We start from the raw sequence: 17,172 nt of genomic DNA, 5'->3' as shown, positions 1-17,172 counted from the left end.
CCCTGTGCGCGATGCTCTTCCCACGGATTCGGGATTCGCAAGAGCATCGCGTGCGGAGCGCGCTGGCATGAAGTTCGCTCAGGCGTCGTTCTCGCCGCGGGCGCGCACCGCGATCGCGCCGTCGTCGTCCACGTCCACCGTCAGCGTGATCGGGCGGCAGCATACCTGGCAGTCCTCGATGTATTGCTGGCTGGGGATCGATGCGTCGAGCAGGATTTCGACGGGTTCGCCGCAGTACGGGCAGTCGATGGTGTGGGGCGTGAGCATGGCGTGTCTCCGCGGATGGCCGGGCCAGTGAAGCACGGCTCCGGGTGACGCGATCGTCAAGCGTGGCGCAACGACCACGCCTGCGGCAGGCCGATCCAGAACAGCGCGTCGCGCTTGCAGCGCGGGGCCAGCTTCAGCAACTCGTTGTCCTTGCTGACCAGCCAGCGCGCACCCGCCGCCTGTGCCAGTTCCAGGAATTTCTGATCGTCCGGATCCCCGCAGCGCGGAAGCGGCATCTCGGGCGACGCCGTGGCCTGATCGTCGGGCAGGCAGTGCACCAGGGCATCGAACGCGGCCTCGACGCCGGGCCGTGCTTCGGCGGTGAGCGGCACCTGCGGATAGTGCAGCACGCGCAGCCATTCGGCGCGGCAGTCGGCGCGCGTCACCGCCTGGATGCGGCCCTCGTGCATCGCCACGTGCAGCGCGGCGGACTGCGCATCGTGGAACAGGAAGATGTCCAGGCACACGTTGGTGTCGAGCACCACACGGGGCACATTCGGGAATGCGGCGATCATCGGCACATGATGCGGCAAGCGGGTCACGCGATGCACGTGATGCCTCCCCCGCGGCACGGACGAGCGGGCTCCGGCTGCGCATGCGGTCGCGGCGACGACCACCGCCGCGACCGCATGTTCCGTCCCGCCGACGCAGGGTTCAGTGCGTGCCGTGTCCGTGGTGATCGTGGGACCGGCCGCGCCCGTGGTGCTCGTCGTGGCCGCGTCCCCACGTCAACCTGACGCGCGTGCTGACGTAGACATCGCCCGGGTCGGCCGGCACCTGGGCGAAGTGCTTGCGGCCGAAGTACAAGCGGGTGCCGTCGCTGGACAGCGTGGCGCGGGTTTCCGCGCCGTCCGCCGTGTTGACCGCGGGATTCTCGATCCGGCCGCGCACCGTCCATGGCGAAGCGGTGTTCGGGCGCGTGGCGTACCAGATGTCCTGGTTGCGCGGATCGGCGCTGGCCCGGTTGCTGCTGAACACGATTTCCAGCCCGTCCCTGCGCACGTTGGGCATCAGGTCGGCGGCATCGGTACTCAGCTCGGCCACGCGCACGCCGGGCCCGAAGCTGCCGTCGGCACGCTGGCGGCTCATGTAGATGTCATGGCCCTTGCTGTCCGGATAACCATCGCTGGAGAAGTACAGGAAGGTACCCTGGGCGGTTTTCACTACCGACGGGCTGTATTCCGAACCCTTGGTGTTCGGGCCACCGTCCGCATAGCCGCCCAGATCCACCGGCGTCGCCCAGCCGTGCGCGGGATTCTCGCGGGTCAGAAAGATGTCGCCGGCCGGCGGGCTGCCGGGCGGCGGCGGCGGCATCGCCTTGCAGCCGGTGCAATCCTCGGCGTTCTGCCGCGAGCTGACGAACAGCAGCCACTTGCCGGGCAACGGCGTGGGACAGTAGTCGGCGGCCGTGGGCGAATTCGCCGGTGCGCCGAGGTTGGTGACGTGGTCCCAGCTGCGCATCGCGACATTCCACGTTGCGCGCCAGTTGTCCAGGCCGCCATTGCGGGTGGACATGAAGTACAGGTTGTCCCCGTCCGGCGACTCGATCGGACAGCCTTCGGCGGCCGCGGTGTTGATGCCGGGCGCAAGCTGCGCGTTGCTCCACGCGCCGTAGTGCTGCGCGTAGACATTGGCGGACAGGATGGCGGCGATGGCCAGTGCGCACTGTGGGTACTTGCGGTTCATGGGTCTCTCCTTGCATGGGTGTGGACGACCGCGGAGAAAACCCTTCGCCGCGGACTGGTTGCGCCATGGCGACGCGTCGCTCACCCTGTGCAGGCGCGGGCATCGCGACTGCACGCGAGCGTGCCGGCGAGGGCCGGCGCGCCCAGCTTCGGGGGTGTGGCGCGGCGGGTCTTGAGGCGGCCGCTCGGGAAAGACTGGACTTTGCTTGGATTCCTTGGGAAAACATTGGGGTCGCCCGCAGCACCGGTTTTCGTCCACTCTCGTGCGCTACCCGCCACAGGACGCCATGGACCCGTCAACGCCCGCCCCGCTCGCCTTCGACGACTGCACGATCGACTTCGCCGGCCGGCGTCTGTTGCGCGGGGGCATCGGGCAGCCGCTGGAACCGAAGGCCTTCGCCGTGCTGGCGCTGCTCGCCGGCACGCCCGGCCGGGTCTTCACCCGCGACGAGATACTCGACGCGGTCTGGGGCCACCGCCACGTCACCCCCGGGGTGCTGAACCGGCTGATGACCCTGCTGCGGCATGCGCTTGGCGAGGACGCGAAAGTGGCGCGCTACCTGCACACCGTGCATGGCGTGGGCTACCGCTTCGACCTTCCCGAAGCCACGCCCGACGCGCCGTCACGGGCCGTCCCGGTCCCCGCGTCGCAAGCGCCGACGATGCCGGTGCCGGTGCCGGTGCCGCCTGCCGCGTCACATCCTCCGGTGGCCCGGCGGCGCGCCGGCGACCGGCACGGCATGCCGCGCGCCATGTGGTGGCTGCTGCCACTGCTGGCGCTGCTCGCGGTGGCCGGCTGGCAGTGGTGGCCGCATGCGCCGAGCGCGCCGAAGCCGGCGCCGGAGCGCAGTATCGCGGTGCTGCCGCTGGTCAACGCGAGCAACGACAAGGGACAGCAGTTCTTTTCCGACGGCTTGTCGGAAAGCCTGATCAACTCCCTTTCCCGCTTCGGCGGGCTGAAGGTGATCGGTCGCGATTCCGCTTTCCAGTTCCGCGGCAGCAGGGACGACAGCCGCACCATCGGCCGCAAGCTGGGTGTGTCCTACCTGCTCAGCGGCAGCGTGCAGCACGTGGGCGACGTCGTGCGCATCAACGCCGCGCTGACCAGGGCCGTCGACGGCAGCACGCTGTGGGCCGAGCACTACGATCGCCCGTACCGGAACCTGTTTGCCCTGCAGGACGAAATCGCGTCCGCGGTCATCGGTGCGTTGCAGGTGAAGCTGCTGTCGCCCGGCGAATCCGTCAGGCATGACGACCGGCCGCCCAGCGGCAGCATCGAAGCCTACAACGCCTATCTGCAGGGCCTGAAGCATTGGCACGACGAGGATTTCCGCCGAGCATCCGAATACATGGCCAAGGCCGTGCAACTCGACCCCGGCTATGCGATGGCATGGGCACACCTGTCGGGATCGCTGAGCACCGTCGCCACGTTCTCGAACGAACCCGCCGAGGCCGCCCGCCAGCACATGAACGAGGCAAGGCGCGCAGCGGACCAGGCGCTGCAATTGGCGCCCGGGCTGGGGGCGGCCCACGCGGCCCGCGCCTACCTGATGGTCTACAGCTTCGACCATCGCGGCGCCCTGGCCGAATGCCGTCGCGCCGTGCAACTGGCGCCGGAGGACGGGACCGTCCTCAATGGCTGCGGTTATGTGTTTGCCCAGGTCGGAAAACTGCGCGAGGCAATCCGGTCGAGGCAGCATCTGCTTTCAATCGAACCGCTGTACATCATCAATTACCAGCAGTACGCGAAGCTGTTGCTGGCGTCCGGCCGGCTGGACGAAGCGGAGAAATACCTTGGCACCGCCGAAAGCCTGCCGCAGACGAACGCGCACTGGCGCTATTCATCCTTGTTCCTGCGCATGGCGGTTGCCCTGGCGCGTGGCGACGCGGTCAAGGCCATGGGCAGCGCGCTGCAAATGCCCGCGAAGTACCGCGACCCGTACACGGCGCTGGCGGCCCAGATCGGGCCGGATCGCGCCGCCGCGGACACCGCGCTGGCGAACGCCCTCGCCGGCAAGGCCGAGGCGAACGCCGATCCGCATCTGATCGCGCAGATCTACGCCTTGCGCGGCGATGCCGGCCACGCCGTGGAATGGTTGCAGCATGCTTCGGCCGCCGATCTGCTGTTCCTGCCGACCGATCCGTTCATCCTGAACCTGCGCGACGATCCGCGCTTCATCGCCTTCTGCGAAAGGATCGGCCTGCCGCCCCCGGGCGAAAGCGAAGCGTTGAGCATCGACCAGATCCGCGCCGCGAACGGCACGCGCAACCGCTGAGGCGCAGGAAGCGCCGGGATCGGCGGCAAACCCGGACCCAGCCGATACAATGCGGGCTTTCCGAGCGGAACCGACGACCATGGCCGAGCGCGCGTTCGACGACTACCTGGCCCGCTCCGGCGCCACCCTGGAAGGCTCGCGCTACGCGGCGTGGCTGGCGATCACGCCGCGCCGCCACGGCTTTCCGGTGTATTACGCGATCTGCGAGAACCGCAGCTTCCGCGACAAGGACGTGGCCGAAGCCGCCGCGGCGAAGGCGCTGGCCAACATGACGGGACTGGAGGCGGACGGCACGCCGATCTTTCCCGAGGACTACACCGGCTTCGACGATTAGGCGGGCCGGACCGGCTCGTGGCGATGGACGGCGGGCGGTGCCCGCCCTACGCCGCGGCAGCCAGCGCGCGCAGGCGTTCCACCGCGGCGGGGATGGCCGCGGGCGCATCCACCGTGAGCATGCGCGGCTCGTCGGCGGCCAGGCCGTTTTCCAGTTCGTGCGCCCAGGTCACGTGGTAGGGCATGTGCACGCCCCAGCCGCCCAAGCGCAATACCGGCTCGATGTCCGAGCGCAGCGAGTTGCCGACCATCGCGAACTGCGCCGGCTGCAGGTCGAACTCGCCGAGCACGCGGCGGTAGGCGGCGGCGTCCTTCTCCGAGACGATCTCGATGCGGCGAAACAGGTCGGCCAGGCCCGATTGCGCCACCTTCTTCTCCTGGTGGAACAGGTCGCCCTTGGTGATCAGCACCACCTCGTACTGCTGCGCCACCGCCTCGACCGCGGCGCGGATGCCCGGCAGCAGTTCCACCGGATGCTGCAGCACGGTCTTGCCCAGCTCGATCAAGGCGTGGATGTCGGCCGCGCCGATGCGCCCGTCCGAGACCGCAATGGCGGTTTCCACCATCGACAGCGCCATGCCCTTGGCGCCGTAGCCGAACAGCTTGAGGTTGCGCTGCTCGGTAGCCAGCATGCGCTCGTGCACATCGCGATCGGCCACGTCCACGTAGCGCGCCATGATCGCCGCGAACGCCTCGCCGGCCTGGCGGTAGTAGCCCTCGCTGTGCCACAGCGTGTCGTCGCCGTCGAAGCCGACCAGTTGCAGCATCAGGCGCCCACCCGTGCGCGTACCGCATCCATGTCGCGCACCGGACGGATCTCGATGGCGCCGGTTTGCGACCACGGGAACGACTGCGCGATGCGCACCGCCTCGTCCATGTCGGCCGCCTCGATCAGGTTGAAGCCGCCCAAGTATTCCTTGGTCTCCGCATACGGACCGTCGACCACGCTGGTGCGGCCGTCGCGCACGCGCACGGTGCGCGCGGTCCCCGGCGCTTCCAGCTGCTGCGAATCGAGCAACTGCCCCTGCGCGCGCAACGCGTCGGCCTTGCCGAAACAGCTTTTCATGCGGCTGTCGAACTCGCCCTCGGGCAGCGCGTCCAGCAGCTGGTCGTCGCAATAGATCATCACGAGATATTTCATGGCGTCCTCGGCGGGGAAGGCGGGGCGAAGAGGGATAATGCCGCAATGAACACCCGCGCCGATACCTTCAGCGAATTGTCCTGCCGGCCGATCGCCTTCGTGCGTTCGCCCTACGCGCAGCGCATCGACGCGCCGCACCAGCCCACCGTGGTGGCCGGCACCGAAAGCGGGGCCGCAGTCGACGCGGTGATCGCGTTCGTGGCGGATTTTCCGGCGGCGGCCTGGCGCGACCTGGCCGGCTTCGAGCGGATCTGGCTGCTGTTCGCGTTCCACCGCAGCGAGGGCTGGAAGGCCGAGGTGCGCCCGCCGCGCGGCGGCGGCAAGCGCAGCGTGCTGGCCACGCGCTCGCCACATCGGCCGAATGCGATCGGGCTGTCAGCAGTGGAGCTGGTGGCGGTGGAGGAAGGCGGGTTGCGCGTGCGCGGCGTCGACCTGCTGGACGGCACGCCGATCCTCGACATCAAGCCGTACGTGCCGTACGCGGATGCGTTTCCGGGTTCACGCGCGGGCTGGATCGACGCGATCGACGCGGCGCAGGGCCGGCATTCTGCGCCGGGGCCGCGCAAGCCGCGCAAGCGGCCGCGCGGCGAGGACGTCAGCGGCTCATGAGCAGCTGCCGCAGCAGGTGCTGCCGCCGCTGACGTGGATCTGCCGCGGCTCGGACACGCGGCTGGCCTCGTAACCGGCCTCCTGCAGGGCGGTGATGACCTGGCCGGAGGTCAACTGCGCCGCCACGTCGATCTGTCCCGCGACGGGATCGCCGGTGACCTGCGCGTTGGCGTCATGGGCACGCAGGATGGCGGCGATGGCGCCGGTATCACCGGCAAGATCCTTCACTTGAAACAGCATCGGTACGGTCTCCAGGGTTGAGAGGCGGCACATCCGCCGGGGGCGATGATGGCGCCCGGCACGGCCCGGCGCCCTGACCGGGATCAGGGCAATCCCAGCCGGTGAGACCTGCGCCCGGCAAACTGCCCGGGCCGGCGCGGCTCGCTCCGTCGCCGGCGCCCGATGCATTGGCAGTGGATCGGTTCAGACCTTGGCCGCGCCCGGCACTCCCGCCGGCGCGGCTTTTTTCAGGGCAGCGTCGCGGCCGCCGGCAGCCACGGCGACACGCGCGGGCGCGCCAGCGCGGCGAGCAGTGGCGGGTCGCGCCGGTAGACGTCGGGGCGGAAGCCGACCCGGCCGTCCTCGCGCAGGTCCACCGTCCAGTACGCCAGCAGCAGCGGCACCGGCCTGGGCAGCATCACGGTCTGCGTCTTCAGCGTGTCGATCGCGCGGTCGATGCCCGCGCGATTCCACTGCACCGGATCGTCCAGCAGCAGCTCGGCCAGTTCGCGCGGGCGCTCCACCCGGATGCAGCCGGAGCTGTACGTGCGCTGCTCGCTGGCGAACAGTTCCTGGTGCGGCGTGTCGTGCATGTACACCGCGTAGTCGTTGGGGAAGCGGATCACCAGCCGGCCCAGCGAATTGCCCGGGCCGGCGTCCTGGCGCAGCACGATGCCGCGCGGGTTGGCCCAGTTCACGCTGGCCGGCGACAGCTCGCGGCCCTGGCTGTCCAGCACGCGGATGCGGTTGGCGGCGAGGTAGCCCGGGTTCCTGCGCAGCTTCGGCAGGATGTCGTTCTTCAGGATGGTCGGCGGCACCGTCCAGGTCGGGTTGAGCGTGAGGTAGGTGATCTTCGACTTGAACACCGGCGTGCTGCGGTACGGCTTGCCTACCTGCACGCGCGAGCGCCATACCGGCTTGCCGTCCTTGTAGTAGACGACCTGGTAGCCGGCGATGTCGACCACCACGAACTCGCCCTGCAGCTGGTGCAGCAGCCAGCGCGCGCGCTCCAGGTTCGCGCGCAGCTGCTCGATGCGCGTGGTGACCGGCACGTTCAACGCGGCCAGGGTGGCCTTGCCCAGGTGGCCGTCCGCGACGAGGTAATGTTCGCGCTGGAATTGTTTCAGCGCAGCTTCCAGCGCCGGGGCGTACAGGTCATCCATGCCCTCGCCCACCGCAAAGCCGACCCGTTGCAGGCGCTCGCGCAGCGTCGGCACGCGCGGATCGTGGCTGCCCGGTTTCAGCGTGGGGCCGTCGGCGATCACGGGCCAGCCGCCCTGCGCCGCCACCCCGCGCAACTTCGCCAGCGCCGCACGCAGCTGGGCGTAGTACGGGTGCTGCGGCCGCGCCCGCGCGAACAGCTCGCCGATCGTGTCCTGCGCCAGCGCCTCGCGCACCGCCTGCAGGCCCCGCGCCTGATCGAGCTGGCGCGGGTCGAAGTTCCAGTGCGTGTCCAGCGTGGCCGGATCGACCTTGCCGCGATACAGGTGCAGCAACGCGGTGAAACAGGCGTCGGTGGCCAGCAGGTCGAACTGCGCGCGTTGCTGCGCCGTGGCCTGCGGGTCGTCCAGCACGTGGCGCCGACGTTGCAGTTCGTCCAGCGCGTAGTCCTGCGGGTCGAGGCCGTCGGCGGCCATGCCGCGCAGCGCGGCCAGCAACTGGTCGAGGTCGTCCGGTCGCGTCCATGCCGGCGCGAACCGGTTCTGCTCGTAGAACGCCGCCACCGCGGCGACCGGCGCCGCGGCCGTCGCGCCATCGGCCTGCGCGACGCGCCATTGCTCGATCCGTTCGCGGATCTGCTCGGCCACCGGGCCCGGCGGCGGGGCCACGGTTTGTTCCATGCCGACCGACTCGACTGCGGCCGGCTGTGCAGGCGCCGCGGCGACCGCCAGCCAGCCCAGCAAGGCGGCAGCGCAAACGGCGCGGGAAAAGCCGGACGACATGGAAAGTCCTGTGCGGGAGGATGCGACCAGTCATAGCACAACCGCCGGCCGGCGCAGGCGGGCGCGGCGACCGGTCGCACGGGACAGGTTCTTAACGATCGACTGCTAGCATCGACGCCTGTTCGCGCCCCAAGCCCAAGCCGTCCCGATGAGTCGACTGCGCCTCCTTGCCATCCTGCTGCTGCCGCTCTGTGGTACGGCGCACGCGACCGCGCCGACACTGCGCGACACGCTCAGCAAACTCGCGCCGCAGGCGAATCCGCAGGTGATCGCGCTGGCGCTGGCGGCCACCGACTGCGCCGCGGCGCAAGGCCAGCCGCCGCCCGCGCGACTGGCGGTGATCGACTATTCCCGGCCATCCACCGAGCCGCGGCTGTGGGTGTTCGACCTGGCCCGGCGCAAGCTGCTGTATCAGGAACTGGTGGCGCACGGGCGCAACACCGGCGAGAACCTGGCGAGCAGGTTCTCCAATGCGCCGGAAAGCCGGCAATCCAGCCTGGGCCTGTTCCGCACGCTGGACACCTATGCCGGCCGCAACGGCTACTCGCTGCGCCTGCAAGGGCTGGAGCCGGGTACCAACGACCGCGCACTGGCGCGCGCGCTGGTGATCCACGGTGCGGCCTACGTCAACCCGGCACTGGCCCGCGAGCAAGGCCGCATCGGCCGCAGCTACGGTTGCCCGGCCGTGCGCAGCGCGATCGCGCGACCGCTGATCGACGCGCTCAAGGGCGGCCAGTACGTGTTCTCCTATTATCCCGATGCCAGGTGGCTGGGCGCCTCGCCCTACCTCAAGTGCAGCGGCGGACTGGCGATGACGCCCGCGCTCAGCGCGCCTTGATCCATCCGCACGGTTGCCCTCCCCGCGGAGCGCGCGGCGGGCAACCTCTCACTCGCGAGTCTGCTGCAGGCTCGCGCCGCCCTCGTCCGACGTCACCGGCAGGCGCAGGATCAGCAGCCACAGCAGCACCACCAGCGCGGCCAGCAGCCACGGCAACCAGGCGTGCCCGCGGAACCACCAGATCGTGCCGGCCATCGACAGCGTGACCAGGCCCAGCGCCATCCAGCGCGCGCGCCGCGAAATGCTGCGCTCGCGCTCCCACCGCGCGATCGCCGGGCCCAACCGGGGCAGCGAGAGCAGCCAGCGATGCCAGCGCGGCGAGGCGCGCGACCAGCACGCGGCCGTCAGCAGCAGGAACGGCACGGTCGGCATCACCGGCAGCATCAGGCCGATCAGCCCCAGCAACAACGCCACGCCGCCGGCGATGAACAGCAGCCAGCGCACCAGACCGGTGTGGCGGGGATGTGCGGGGTGCGGGTCGTGTCCACCGCCCTGTTCCGCCGGCTGCCCGCGATCGGACGACTTCACGTTGCGCGCTTCGGCCGGCCTTCGCGGGCCTTGTACAGACGCCGGTCGGCTTCGCCCAGCGCGGCTTCCAGCGAGGCGTCCGGCACCACCGTGGTCGCGCCCATGGTGAAGCCGATCGGCGCAGCGGCGCGATCGGCATCGAGCCGGTCGACCACGCCTTGCGTCAGCTCCTCGCCGGCTCCGCGCAGCAACACCAGGAACTCGTCGCCGCCGAGGCGGATCACTGCATCCTGCGGCCGCACATGGTTGCGCAGGAACGTCGCCATGGCCACCAGCACCTCATCGCCGCGCGCGTGGCCATGGGTGTCGTTGACCTGCTTGAAATGGTCCAGGTCGAACACGATGCAGCCCCAACCCGCGGCCGGCCCGGCCGTCAGCTCGGCCAGATAGCGGCGATTGAAGCAGCCGGTCAGTGCGTCGTGGATCGACCACTCGCGCAACTGGCTCTCCTGGCGGAAGCGCTCGGTGACGTCCAGCGCATGGCCCAGCACGTAGGGATCGTCGCCCTCGACATCGTCGTCGAGCACGTTGTGGTATTGCCACACGTGTTCGCTGCCATCCTTGGCGATCACCTGCAGCATGCCCGTGTCGCTGTCCTTGCGCATGATGCGCAGCAGATATTCGGCGAACCGCGGGCGCTGTTCGGCGCGCATGAAATCGGTCAGCGGGCGGCCGATCATCTCGCCCACCGAATAGCCCAGCGACTTGGCCGCCGCCGGGTTCACCGACAGCAGCACGCCCTCGTGGTCGTGCGTGCAGATCAGGCCGGGGCTGTACTGGAACAGCTTGCGGTAGCGGCGGTCGCTGGCCTCCAACGCCGCGATCGCGCGCCGCTGCAGGGTGATGTCCTGGAAAGCGCCGGCCAGCCGCAGCGGGGTGCCATCCTCGGCGCGTTCCACGATGCCGACCGCGCGCACCCAGATCCTCCGGCCAGTGGCGGTGGTCAGTGGCAGTTGCAGATCCCATCCCTCGCCGGTGTCGATGCTCTTGCGCACGGCCGCGTCGATCACCGGCCGCGCCCCCGCATCGTAGAAGCTCACCGCTTCTTCCAGGCTCGGGTGGAAACCCGGCGGCACGTCGTGCAGGCGGCAGGTCTGGTCCGACCAGGTGATCGCCTTGGTGGCCAGGTCCAGCTCCCAGCCGCCGGCACCGAGCAGGCATCCGGTGCGTTCGAGCAGCGCTGCGTGGGTGCGCCGCTTCGGTTCCGTCTCGCGGGCCGACTCCGGCGGCTGCCGCAGCGACGGTGCCGTGCCGACCGGCGCGGGCTTGTTCCGGTGCGCGACCGGCCGCGTTTCCAGCACCTGTGCCACCGCGCGGGCCAGTTGCCGCAGCGTCTCGTGTTGCCGCTCGTCGAGTGTACCCGGCACGCGATCGAGCACGCACAACGCGCCCGCCTTCGCGCTCTCGCCCCGTCTGATCGGCACGGCGACGAAGCAACGGATGCCCGCCGCGCCGGCAACCAGAGGATCGTCGGCGCAGCGCGGATCGAGCCGTGCGTCGGGAATCGCCAGCACGCCGGAACTCGCCTTGGCCAGCACCCGCAGCACGCTCGGCTCGTCGATATCCGCCGCCGGCCCATGCACGGCGAGCCCGCGGCCGTCGGCATCGACCAGCACGATCAGCGCAAGCGCCCGCCCGCTCGCCGCCGCGGCGCTGCGCACGAGTGCATCGAACAGCGGCTCGGCGCGAGTATCCAGCGCACCCATGGCGCGCAGCGTCGCCAGGCGCAGCGTTTCGTCAGCGTGGTGGGAGGCAGCGGACATACGGGGCGGCAATCGGCTCGCGGGTCGGCACATCGTGTGGCCACCGTAGCAGTCCGCATCTGAATCGGCCACGCACGCGACCGCAGTTTCGGCCGCTGCCGCCACGAAAAAGCCGCCCGGATCGCTCCGGGCGGCTTCGTCATGCCGCCCTCAGGCGACGCGGGTCACTCGGCGCTGCCGTCCAGTCCGCGACGCTCCAGCAGCGGTTCGATCCGCGGCTCGTGGCCGGCGAAATCGCGGAACAGCTGCAGTGCATCCTTGCTGCCGCCCTGCGACAGCAGGGTCGCGCGGAAGCGGTCGCCGTTGGCCCGGGTCAGGCCGCCGTGGCTCTTGATCCACTCGACCGTGTTCGCATCCAGCACCTCGGACCAGATGTAGGCGTAGTAGCCGGCCGCGTAGCCGCCCATGATGTGGCTGAAGTACGGCGTGCGGTAGCGCGGCGGCACCGGCGCGTAATCGGTGCCGTTGGCCTTCAGCGCGGCCGCCTCGAAAGCCATCACGCCGCCGGCGTCGGGGATCTTGTCCGCGCCGAGCTGGTGCCAGCTCTGGTCGAGCATCGCCGCGCCCAGATACTCGGTGGTGGCAAAGCCCTGGTTGAACTTCGAGGTGGCCAGCACCTTGTCCAGCAGCGCCTTGGGCATCGGCGCGCCGGTCTGGTAGTGCCTGGCGTAGTTGGCCAGCACGCTGGGCCAGTCGGCCCACATCTCGTTCACCTGCGAGGGGAACTCGACGAAGTCGCGCGGCACGCTGGTACCGCTGAAGCGCGGGTACTTCACGTTGGAGAACATGCCGTGCAATGCGTGGCCGAACTCGTGGAACGCCGTGGTCACCTCGTCCCAGGTCAGCAGGGTCGGGCCGCTGGTCGGCTTGGTGATGTTGAGGTGGTTGGCTACCACCGGCAGGTTGCCGGTGAGCCCGGACTGGTCCACGTAGGAGTTCATCCAGGCACCGCCGCGCTTGGACGGGCGCGCGTACATGTCGGCCAGGAAGATCGCCAGCTGGCTGCCGTCTTCATTGTAGACGTCGTACACCAGCACGTCGGGGTTGTAGACCGGCAGGTCGGTGCGCTGCTTGAACTTGAGTCCGTAGAGCTGGCCGGCGGCGTAGAACACGCCGTTCTCCAGCACGTTCTTCATCTCGAAGTAGGGCTTGAGCTGGCTCTCGTCGAAATTGTATTTGTCGGCGCGGACCTTCTCCGTGTAGTAGGCCCAATCCCACGGCTGCAGCGCGAACGTGGGCTGGCCCTTCGCCGCCTGTTCCTTGTCGATCATCGCCTGCAACGCGACGCCTTCGCGCCTGGCGTTGGCGACTGCCGCCGGCGCCAGCTTGCCGAGCATGGCGTTGACCGCTTCCGGCGTTTTCGCGGTCTGATCGGCCAGCACGTAGGCAGCCCAGGTCGGGTAGCCGAGCATGCCCGCCTTCTCCGCACGCAGCTTCATCACCTGCGACACGATCGCGGTGTTGTCGTACGCGTTGCCGCGGCTGCCGCGGGTAATCGAGGCCTTGTACAGGCGCTCGCGCAGCGCGCGGTTCTCCAACTGCGCCAGCGGCGGCTGGCCGGTGGTGTTGAGCAGGGCGATCACGTACTTGCCATCGAGCCCCTTCGCCTTGGCGGCGGCGGCCGCGGCGTCGATCTGGGCGTCGGTGAGGCCGGCCAGTTCGGCGCGGCTGTCCACCACCAGCGCCGAGTCGTTGACCTCGGCCAGCACGTTCTGGGTGAACTTGGTGCCGAGCCTGGCCAGCTCGCCGTTGATCTGCTTCAGGTGCGCCTTGTCGGCGTCGGACAGCCTGGCGCCGGCCCGCACGAAATCGGTGTGGTAGCGCTCGATCAGCCGCACGCCCTGCGCGTCCAGGCCCAGGCTGGCGCGCGCGTCGTACAGCTTCTGGATGCGCGCGAAGAGCGCCGGGTCCAGCGTGATCGCGTCGCGGTGCGCGGCCAGCTTCGGCGCGTACTCGGCCTGCAGCTTCTTCAGCGCATCGTTGTTCTCGACCCCGGACAGGCTGAAGAACACGGTCGAGGTGCGCTGCAGCACGTCGCCGGATTTCTCCAGCGCGATGATGGTGTTGTCGAAGGTCGGCGCAGCGGGGTTGGCGCTGATCGCCGCCACTTCACGCAGCTGCTCGGCCATGCCGCGGTCGAACGCGGGCGCGTAGTCGCTGTCCTTGATCCTGTCGAACGCGGGGTAGTGCAGCGGCAGCGTGCTTTCGGCGAAGAACGGATTGGCGCGGACGTCGGCAGCCGCCGCGTGGGAGGCGTGTGCGCCGGCGTGCTGCTTGTCCGCCGCGGTGTCGGCATAGGCCGCCATGGAGCTGGTCAACGCGATCGTCATCGCCAGGGAAAGGGTGGGCTTCATCAAGGTCTGCTCGACGTGGGGGAACCCCGATCCTACCCAAAGCCTGTGCCACGCACCCATGACTAAAGCCATGGGTGAACACCGCGAGATCCGCTACAACGGGTCCGCATGCGTGGCGAAGAAAGCCTGCAGGAACGCTTGCCGCGCCGCCCCGTGGTCGACCTCGGTACGGCAATGCGCCGCAATCACCTGGCGCAGCAGTCCGCCAGCGGATTCGCGCACCGCGGGCCAGGGCGGCAGGTCCGCGCCGTTGGGATCGCCGGTCTTGATGAACTGTGCAAAGTAGCCTTCCATCGTGGCGGACGCGGCGCGGTCGGCAGCCGTCCACGCGTAGACCGGATTGCCCGCCAGGTTGCCCAGCGCGTACTCGATCTCGCCGCTGTGCACGGCGCCGGGATCGGGCGTTTCACCCGGCGCCGGCGCCAGCTTGGCCGGGCGCGGCTGGTCGAAATAATAGAAATACACCGGCGCGCCGCCGTGGCGGAGCTGCAGGTCCATCCAGCGCCAGGTGGTGTGCGCGATGAACATGTCGCCGGCCAGCGCGGTGGCGGAGGATTTCACCTGCGTCGCGTCGTCGCCGGGGTACAGCGCCAGTGCGTGCGCCGCCTGCGTGCCGAACAGCCGCTTCAGCGCTGCGCGGTAATTGGCAGGGGTCGGCGGCTGATCTTTCAGGATCGCGGTGTAATGGCTCTCCTGCGAATTGCTCCCCAGCAGCAGCGGCACCGGTGCCTGCCCGCCGCGGGCCATGGTGGCCGCTGGCGGCTCGCGCAGGAACCAGCCGTCGAGATTCGCGTCGGCGTCGCCGTGCTGCTCGCGCGTGGCCTGCAGCAGGCGATCGGCCGGCAACGCACGCAGCGCGGTCAGCGAGTCGGCGCCGAGACGCTGCGCGAACGCCTCGCCGCGGCGCTCCATCGTCGCCAGCGGCACCGGCGCGATCGGCGCGATCAGGGCGCCGCTTTCGCCGATCGCGCGGGCAAACAGCCCGCGCGACAGCGGCGAGGTCATCAGCGCGCTCACCGCGATCGAACCGGCCGACTCGCCGGCGATCGTCACCTGCGCCGGGTCGCCGCCGAAAGCGGCGATGTTGTCGCGCACCCAGCGCAGCGCGGCGACCTGGTCGAGCAAGCCGTAGTTGCCCGCCGCGTGCTGCGGCGATTCGGCGGCGAGGGCCGGCGTGGCGAAGAAGCCGAATACGCCCAGGCGATAGTTCACCGTCACCGTGACGATGCCGCGGCTGGCCAGGTTGGCGCCGTCGTAGCGCGGCTCCGAGCCGTCGCCGGCAACGAACCCGCCGCCGAAGAAATACACCAGCACCGGCAGCCTGGCGGTCGCGCCTGCAGGCTTCCACACGTTGAGGTAGAGACAGTCCTCGCCCATGCCGGCGGAGCGGAACCGCATGTCGCCGAACAGCGGCAGCTGCATGCAGCGCGGGCCGAAGCGCGTCGCCTGGCGCACGCCGCTCCAGGCCGGAGCGGGTTGCGGCGGTTTCCAGCGCAGCGGACCGATCGGCGGCGCCGCGTACGGAATACCCTGGAACTCTTCCAGCGCCATGCCGTTCGCCTTCGCAAGCTTGCCTTCGATCCTGCCATCGGCCAGTGACACGCGAGGCGGAGGCAGCGGGGCGGCGGCGTGAGCCGCGAAGGCAGCGAGGCCGATCACCCCGGCGAGGATGCTGGCGAGCAGGCGCGCCTTCCGCGGCGCGGGTGATGCAGTCGGATCGAACATCGTGGCGGCCCGTGAATACCTGCCTTGCAGCCTAGGCGCCGGCCTGGTCGATGTCATCCCTGGGCGCAGCGCCTCAGACCTCGTCCGCGCCGCACACATCCATCGCAACCGGCTTGGCGCAATCGGCCTGCACGGCGACCGCGGGTGCGGCACGGCGCGCGCTGGCCTGCTGCGACGACGACGGGCTGGCGGCCAGCATTGCCCCCATCACCAGCACGCAGACGCTGGAGCAGGCAACGAACAGCATGGTCAGAAAGATGGATTCGAATTTCATGACGCGTTCTCCGATTGAACAGAAAGTCCCTGTGCTGTCCATGGAGCAATCGGCGTGCCAACCCGAAAATTTGTTGCAAGCTTTTGATTTACTTTATGTTTGATGTCGATTGCCGCTGCGGGCGGCTGTCCGCGGACAGCGTCGCCCGTGCGGCCGGACAACGGTTCAGCCCGCTGCGTCCGCGAGGTTGCACACGGGCGCACCGGCCAGTCACACTCCATTAACATACCGCTTAGTACATTATCCCCATGTCGTGAGACACGCTTCCCACCGTGCGGCGAGGCTCCCCCTCCTCCTCCGCACCCGACACAGATGGACCCCCAACCCGCAGACTCCCCTCTGCGGGTTTTTTTTCGTGCCTGTGCCGCTACTCGCCCGGTGCGTACTTTTCGTGCAGCGCCACCGGCGCCACCGGGCGCTGCGTGCGCCGGCGGATCGCCAGGTTGATCAGCTCCACGAACACCGAGAACGCCATCGCCGCGTACACGTAGCCCTTCGGGATGTGCTGGCCGAAGCCGTCCGCCATCAGCACCAGGCCGATCATGATCAGGAAGCTCAACGCCAGCACCTTGACCGTGGGGTGGCGCTCGACGAACTCGCCCAGCGGCCTGGCGAACATCAGCATGAACACGATCGAGGCCAGGATCGCGGTGACCATCACCCAGCGCTGATCGACCATGCCCACGGCGGTGATGATCGAGTCCAGCGAGAACACGATGTCCAGCAGCATGATCTGCACGATCACGCCGCCGAAGGTGGCCGTCGCCGCGGCCGCGCCGCCGGTGCTGACGTGCTCGGTGGCGCCCTCCAGCTTCTGGTGGATCTCGTGGGTCGCCTTGCCGATCAGGAACAGGCCGCCGCCGATCAGGATCAGGTCGCGCCACGAGAAAGCGTGGCCGAACAGCTCGAACAGCGGCGCGGTGAGTCCGACGATCCAGGCAATCGCCAGCAACAGGCCCAGCCGCGACACGGCCGCCAGCATGATGCCCAGGCGCCGCGCCTTGTCGCGTCGTTCCGGCGGCAGCTTGCCGGCCAGGATCGAGATGAAAATGATGTTGTCGATGCCCAGCACCAGCTCGAGCGCGGTCAGCGTGGCGAGGGCGATCCAGATTTCGGGGTTGGCCAGTTGTTCCATGGGTGGTCTCTATCGAAGGGCGCCGGCCGGAAAGCATCCTGGCCCGCGGAAACGGCGAAGGCGCGCAAGCACGCTTCACGAT

Annotated in this window: 17 protein-coding genes; 4 read left to right on the top strand and 13 right to left on the bottom strand. The window is 69.4% G+C overall.

Annotation, left to right across the window (positions count from 1 at the left end; translation table 11 throughout):
• Window positions 1-78 precede the first annotated feature (78 nt).
• The 3 genes from ACVCL9_RS16095 to ACVCL9_RS16085 all read right to left on the bottom strand — a co-directional run bounded on the left by ACVCL9_RS16095 (window position 79) and on the right by ACVCL9_RS16085 (window position 1,953).
• A complete protein-coding gene (locus ACVCL9_RS16095; protein ID WP_395116116.1) occupies window positions 79-267 on the bottom strand; it encodes a CPXCG motif-containing cysteine-rich protein in 189 nt (62 codons plus the stop codon).
• A 56-nt stretch (window positions 268-323) separates the two neighbouring features.
• On the bottom strand, window positions 324-782 hold the full coding sequence (locus ACVCL9_RS16090) for a putative toxin-antitoxin system toxin component, PIN family (protein WP_395121324.1): 459 nt from the start codon (window positions 780-782) through the stop codon (window positions 324-326).
• Window positions 783-921: 139 nt separating this feature from the next.
• Window positions 922-1,953 carry a hypothetical protein gene (locus tag ACVCL9_RS16085; protein WP_447097384.1) on the bottom strand — a complete coding sequence of 344 codons (1,032 nt, stop codon included), beginning with the start codon at window positions 1,951-1,953 and terminating at the stop codon, window positions 922-924.
• Window positions 1,954-2,239: 286 nt separating this feature from the next.
• On the opposite strand from ACVCL9_RS16085, the gene ACVCL9_RS16080 reads away from it, so the two are divergent.
• Entirely contained in the window at window positions 2,240-4,228 is a 1,989-nt protein-coding gene (locus ACVCL9_RS16080; protein ID WP_447097385.1) for a winged helix-turn-helix domain-containing tetratricopeptide repeat protein, read from the top strand.
• Between the two features lie 79 nt (window positions 4,229-4,307).
• On the top strand, window positions 4,308-4,562 hold the full coding sequence (locus tag ACVCL9_RS16075; RefSeq protein WP_447097386.1) for a hypothetical protein: 255 nt from the start codon (window positions 4,308-4,310) through the stop codon (window positions 4,560-4,562).
• Between the two features lie 46 nt (window positions 4,563-4,608).
• Here ACVCL9_RS16075 and ACVCL9_RS16070 read toward each other — a convergent pair whose 3' ends face one another.
• Both ACVCL9_RS16070 and ACVCL9_RS16065 read right to left on the bottom strand, forming a co-directional pair.
• Window positions 4,609-5,328, bottom strand: a complete 720-nt coding sequence (locus tag ACVCL9_RS16070) for an HAD family hydrolase (RefSeq protein ID WP_447097387.1) — start codon at window positions 5,326-5,328, stop codon at window positions 4,609-4,611.
• Entirely contained in the window at window positions 5,328-5,702 is a 375-nt protein-coding gene (locus ACVCL9_RS16065) for a YciI family protein (protein ID WP_395116106.1), read from the bottom strand. The genes ACVCL9_RS16070 and ACVCL9_RS16065 overlap by 1 nt, the downstream gene beginning before the upstream one ends.
• A 45-nt stretch (window positions 5,703-5,747) precedes the next feature.
• Between ACVCL9_RS16065 and tsaA the strand changes: the two genes are divergently transcribed.
• On the top strand, window positions 5,748-6,311 hold the full coding sequence (gene tsaA / locus ACVCL9_RS16060) for a tRNA (N6-threonylcarbamoyladenosine(37)-N6)-methyltransferase TrmO (protein WP_447097388.1): 564 nt from the start codon (window positions 5,748-5,750) through the stop codon (window positions 6,309-6,311).
• Here the strand turns inward: tsaA and ACVCL9_RS16055 are convergent.
• Window positions 6,306-6,551: a hypothetical protein gene (locus ACVCL9_RS16055; protein ID WP_395116102.1), complete on the bottom strand. Its 246-nt coding sequence runs from the start codon at window positions 6,549-6,551 to the stop codon at window positions 6,306-6,308. The genes tsaA and ACVCL9_RS16055 overlap by 6 nt on opposite strands.
• A gap of 227 nt (window positions 6,552-6,778) precedes the next feature.
• The gene (locus ACVCL9_RS16050) at window positions 6,779-8,473 is read right to left on the bottom strand and encodes a L,D-transpeptidase family protein (protein ID WP_447097389.1); all 1,695 of its coding nucleotides are present in this window, start codon (window positions 8,471-8,473) and stop codon (window positions 6,779-6,781) included.
• A 148-nt stretch (window positions 8,474-8,621) separates the two neighbouring features.
• Between ACVCL9_RS16050 and ACVCL9_RS16045 the strand changes: the two genes are divergently transcribed.
• A complete protein-coding gene (locus ACVCL9_RS16045) occupies window positions 8,622-9,311 on the top strand; it encodes a murein L,D-transpeptidase catalytic domain family protein (RefSeq protein ID WP_447097390.1) in 690 nt (229 codons plus the stop codon).
• 48 nt (window positions 9,312-9,359) lie between these two features.
• Here the strand turns inward: ACVCL9_RS16045 and ACVCL9_RS16040 are convergent, their stop codons facing one another.
• From ACVCL9_RS16040 to ACVCL9_RS16015, 6 genes are all read right to left on the bottom strand, one after another.
• Complete coding sequence (locus tag ACVCL9_RS16040; protein WP_447097391.1) at window positions 9,360-9,839, bottom strand: YbaN family protein; 480 nt, start codon at window positions 9,837-9,839, stop codon at window positions 9,360-9,362.
• Complete coding sequence (locus ACVCL9_RS16035; RefSeq protein WP_447097392.1) at window positions 9,836-11,602, bottom strand: sensor domain-containing diguanylate cyclase; 1,767 nt, start codon at window positions 11,600-11,602, stop codon at window positions 9,836-9,838. Before ACVCL9_RS16035 ends, ACVCL9_RS16040 begins: the two co-directional genes overlap by 4 nt.
• A gap of 164 nt (window positions 11,603-11,766) precedes the next feature.
• Window positions 11,767-13,956, bottom strand: coding sequence for a M3 family metallopeptidase (locus tag ACVCL9_RS16030; protein ID WP_447097393.1), 2,190 nt, complete (start codon window positions 13,954-13,956; stop codon window positions 11,767-11,769).
• Between the two features lie 93 nt (window positions 13,957-14,049).
• On the bottom strand, window positions 14,050-15,681 hold the full coding sequence (locus ACVCL9_RS16025; RefSeq protein WP_447097394.1) for a carboxylesterase/lipase family protein: 1,632 nt from the start codon (window positions 15,679-15,681) through the stop codon (window positions 14,050-14,052).
• Window positions 15,682-15,754: 73 nt separating this feature from the next.
• Window positions 15,755-15,955, bottom strand: coding sequence for a hypothetical protein (locus tag ACVCL9_RS16020; protein WP_395116088.1), 201 nt, complete (start codon window positions 15,953-15,955; stop codon window positions 15,755-15,757).
• A gap of 367 nt (window positions 15,956-16,322) precedes the next feature.
• Window positions 16,323-17,090: a TerC family protein gene (locus ACVCL9_RS16015; RefSeq protein ID WP_447097395.1), complete on the bottom strand. Its 768-nt coding sequence runs from the start codon at window positions 17,088-17,090 to the stop codon at window positions 16,323-16,325.
• Between the last annotated feature and the right edge of the window lie 82 nt (window positions 17,091-17,172).

The organism is Rhodanobacter sp. UC4438_H5 (genome assembly GCF_052978405.1).
The sequence above is the reverse complement of the archived record's forward strand: the minus strand, read 5'-3'. Positions and strand labels throughout refer to the sequence as shown.

What these genes read in the sequence shown, in the direction of transcription:
- ACVCL9_RS16095 (WP_395116116.1), bottom strand. Translation starts at nt 267, where the DNA reads ATGCTCACGCCCCACACCATCGACTGCCCGTACTGCGGCGAACCCGTC.
- ACVCL9_RS16090 (WP_395121324.1), bottom strand. Translation starts at nt 782, where the DNA reads ATGATCGCCGCATTCCCGAATGTGCCCCGTGTGGTGCTCGACACCAAC.
- ACVCL9_RS16085 (WP_447097384.1), bottom strand. Translation starts at nt 1,953, where the DNA reads ATGAACCGCAAGTACCCACAGTGCGCACTGGCCATCGCCGCCATCCTG.
- ACVCL9_RS16080 (WP_447097385.1), top strand. Translation starts at nt 2,240, where the DNA reads ATGGACCCGTCAACGCCCGCCCCGCTCGCCTTCGACGACTGCACGATC.
- ACVCL9_RS16075 (WP_447097386.1), top strand. Translation starts at nt 4,308, where the DNA reads ATGGCCGAGCGCGCGTTCGACGACTACCTGGCCCGCTCCGGCGCCACC.
- ACVCL9_RS16070 (WP_447097387.1), bottom strand. Translation starts at nt 5,328, where the DNA reads ATGCTGCAACTGGTCGGCTTCGACGGCGACGACACGCTGTGGCACAGC.
- ACVCL9_RS16065 (WP_395116106.1), bottom strand. Translation starts at nt 5,702, where the DNA reads ATGAAATATCTCGTGATGATCTATTGCGACGACCAGCTGCTGGACGCG.
- tsaA (WP_447097388.1), top strand. Translation starts at nt 5,748, where the DNA reads ATGAACACCCGCGCCGATACCTTCAGCGAATTGTCCTGCCGGCCGATC.
- ACVCL9_RS16055 (WP_395116102.1), bottom strand. Translation starts at nt 6,551, where the DNA reads ATGCTGTTTCAAGTGAAGGATCTTGCCGGTGATACCGGCGCCATCGCC.
- ACVCL9_RS16050 (WP_447097389.1), bottom strand. Translation starts at nt 8,473, where the DNA reads ATGTCGTCCGGCTTTTCCCGCGCCGTTTGCGCTGCCGCCTTGCTGGGC.
- ACVCL9_RS16045 (WP_447097390.1), top strand. Translation starts at nt 8,622, where the DNA reads ATGAGTCGACTGCGCCTCCTTGCCATCCTGCTGCTGCCGCTCTGTGGT.
- ACVCL9_RS16035 (WP_447097392.1), bottom strand. Translation starts at nt 11,602, where the DNA reads ATGTCCGCTGCCTCCCACCACGCTGACGAAACGCTGCGCCTGGCGACG.
- ACVCL9_RS16030 (WP_447097393.1), bottom strand. Translation starts at nt 13,956, where the DNA reads ATGAAGCCCACCCTTTCCCTGGCGATGACGATCGCGTTGACCAGCTCC.
- ACVCL9_RS16025 (WP_447097394.1), bottom strand. Translation starts at nt 15,681, where the DNA reads ATGTTCGATCCGACTGCATCACCCGCGCCGCGGAAGGCGCGCCTGCTC.
- ACVCL9_RS16020 (WP_395116088.1), bottom strand. Translation starts at nt 15,955, where the DNA reads ATGAAATTCGAATCCATCTTTCTGACCATGCTGTTCGTTGCCTGCTCC.
- ACVCL9_RS16015 (WP_447097395.1), bottom strand. Translation starts at nt 17,090, where the DNA reads ATGGAACAACTGGCCAACCCCGAAATCTGGATCGCCCTCGCCACGCTG.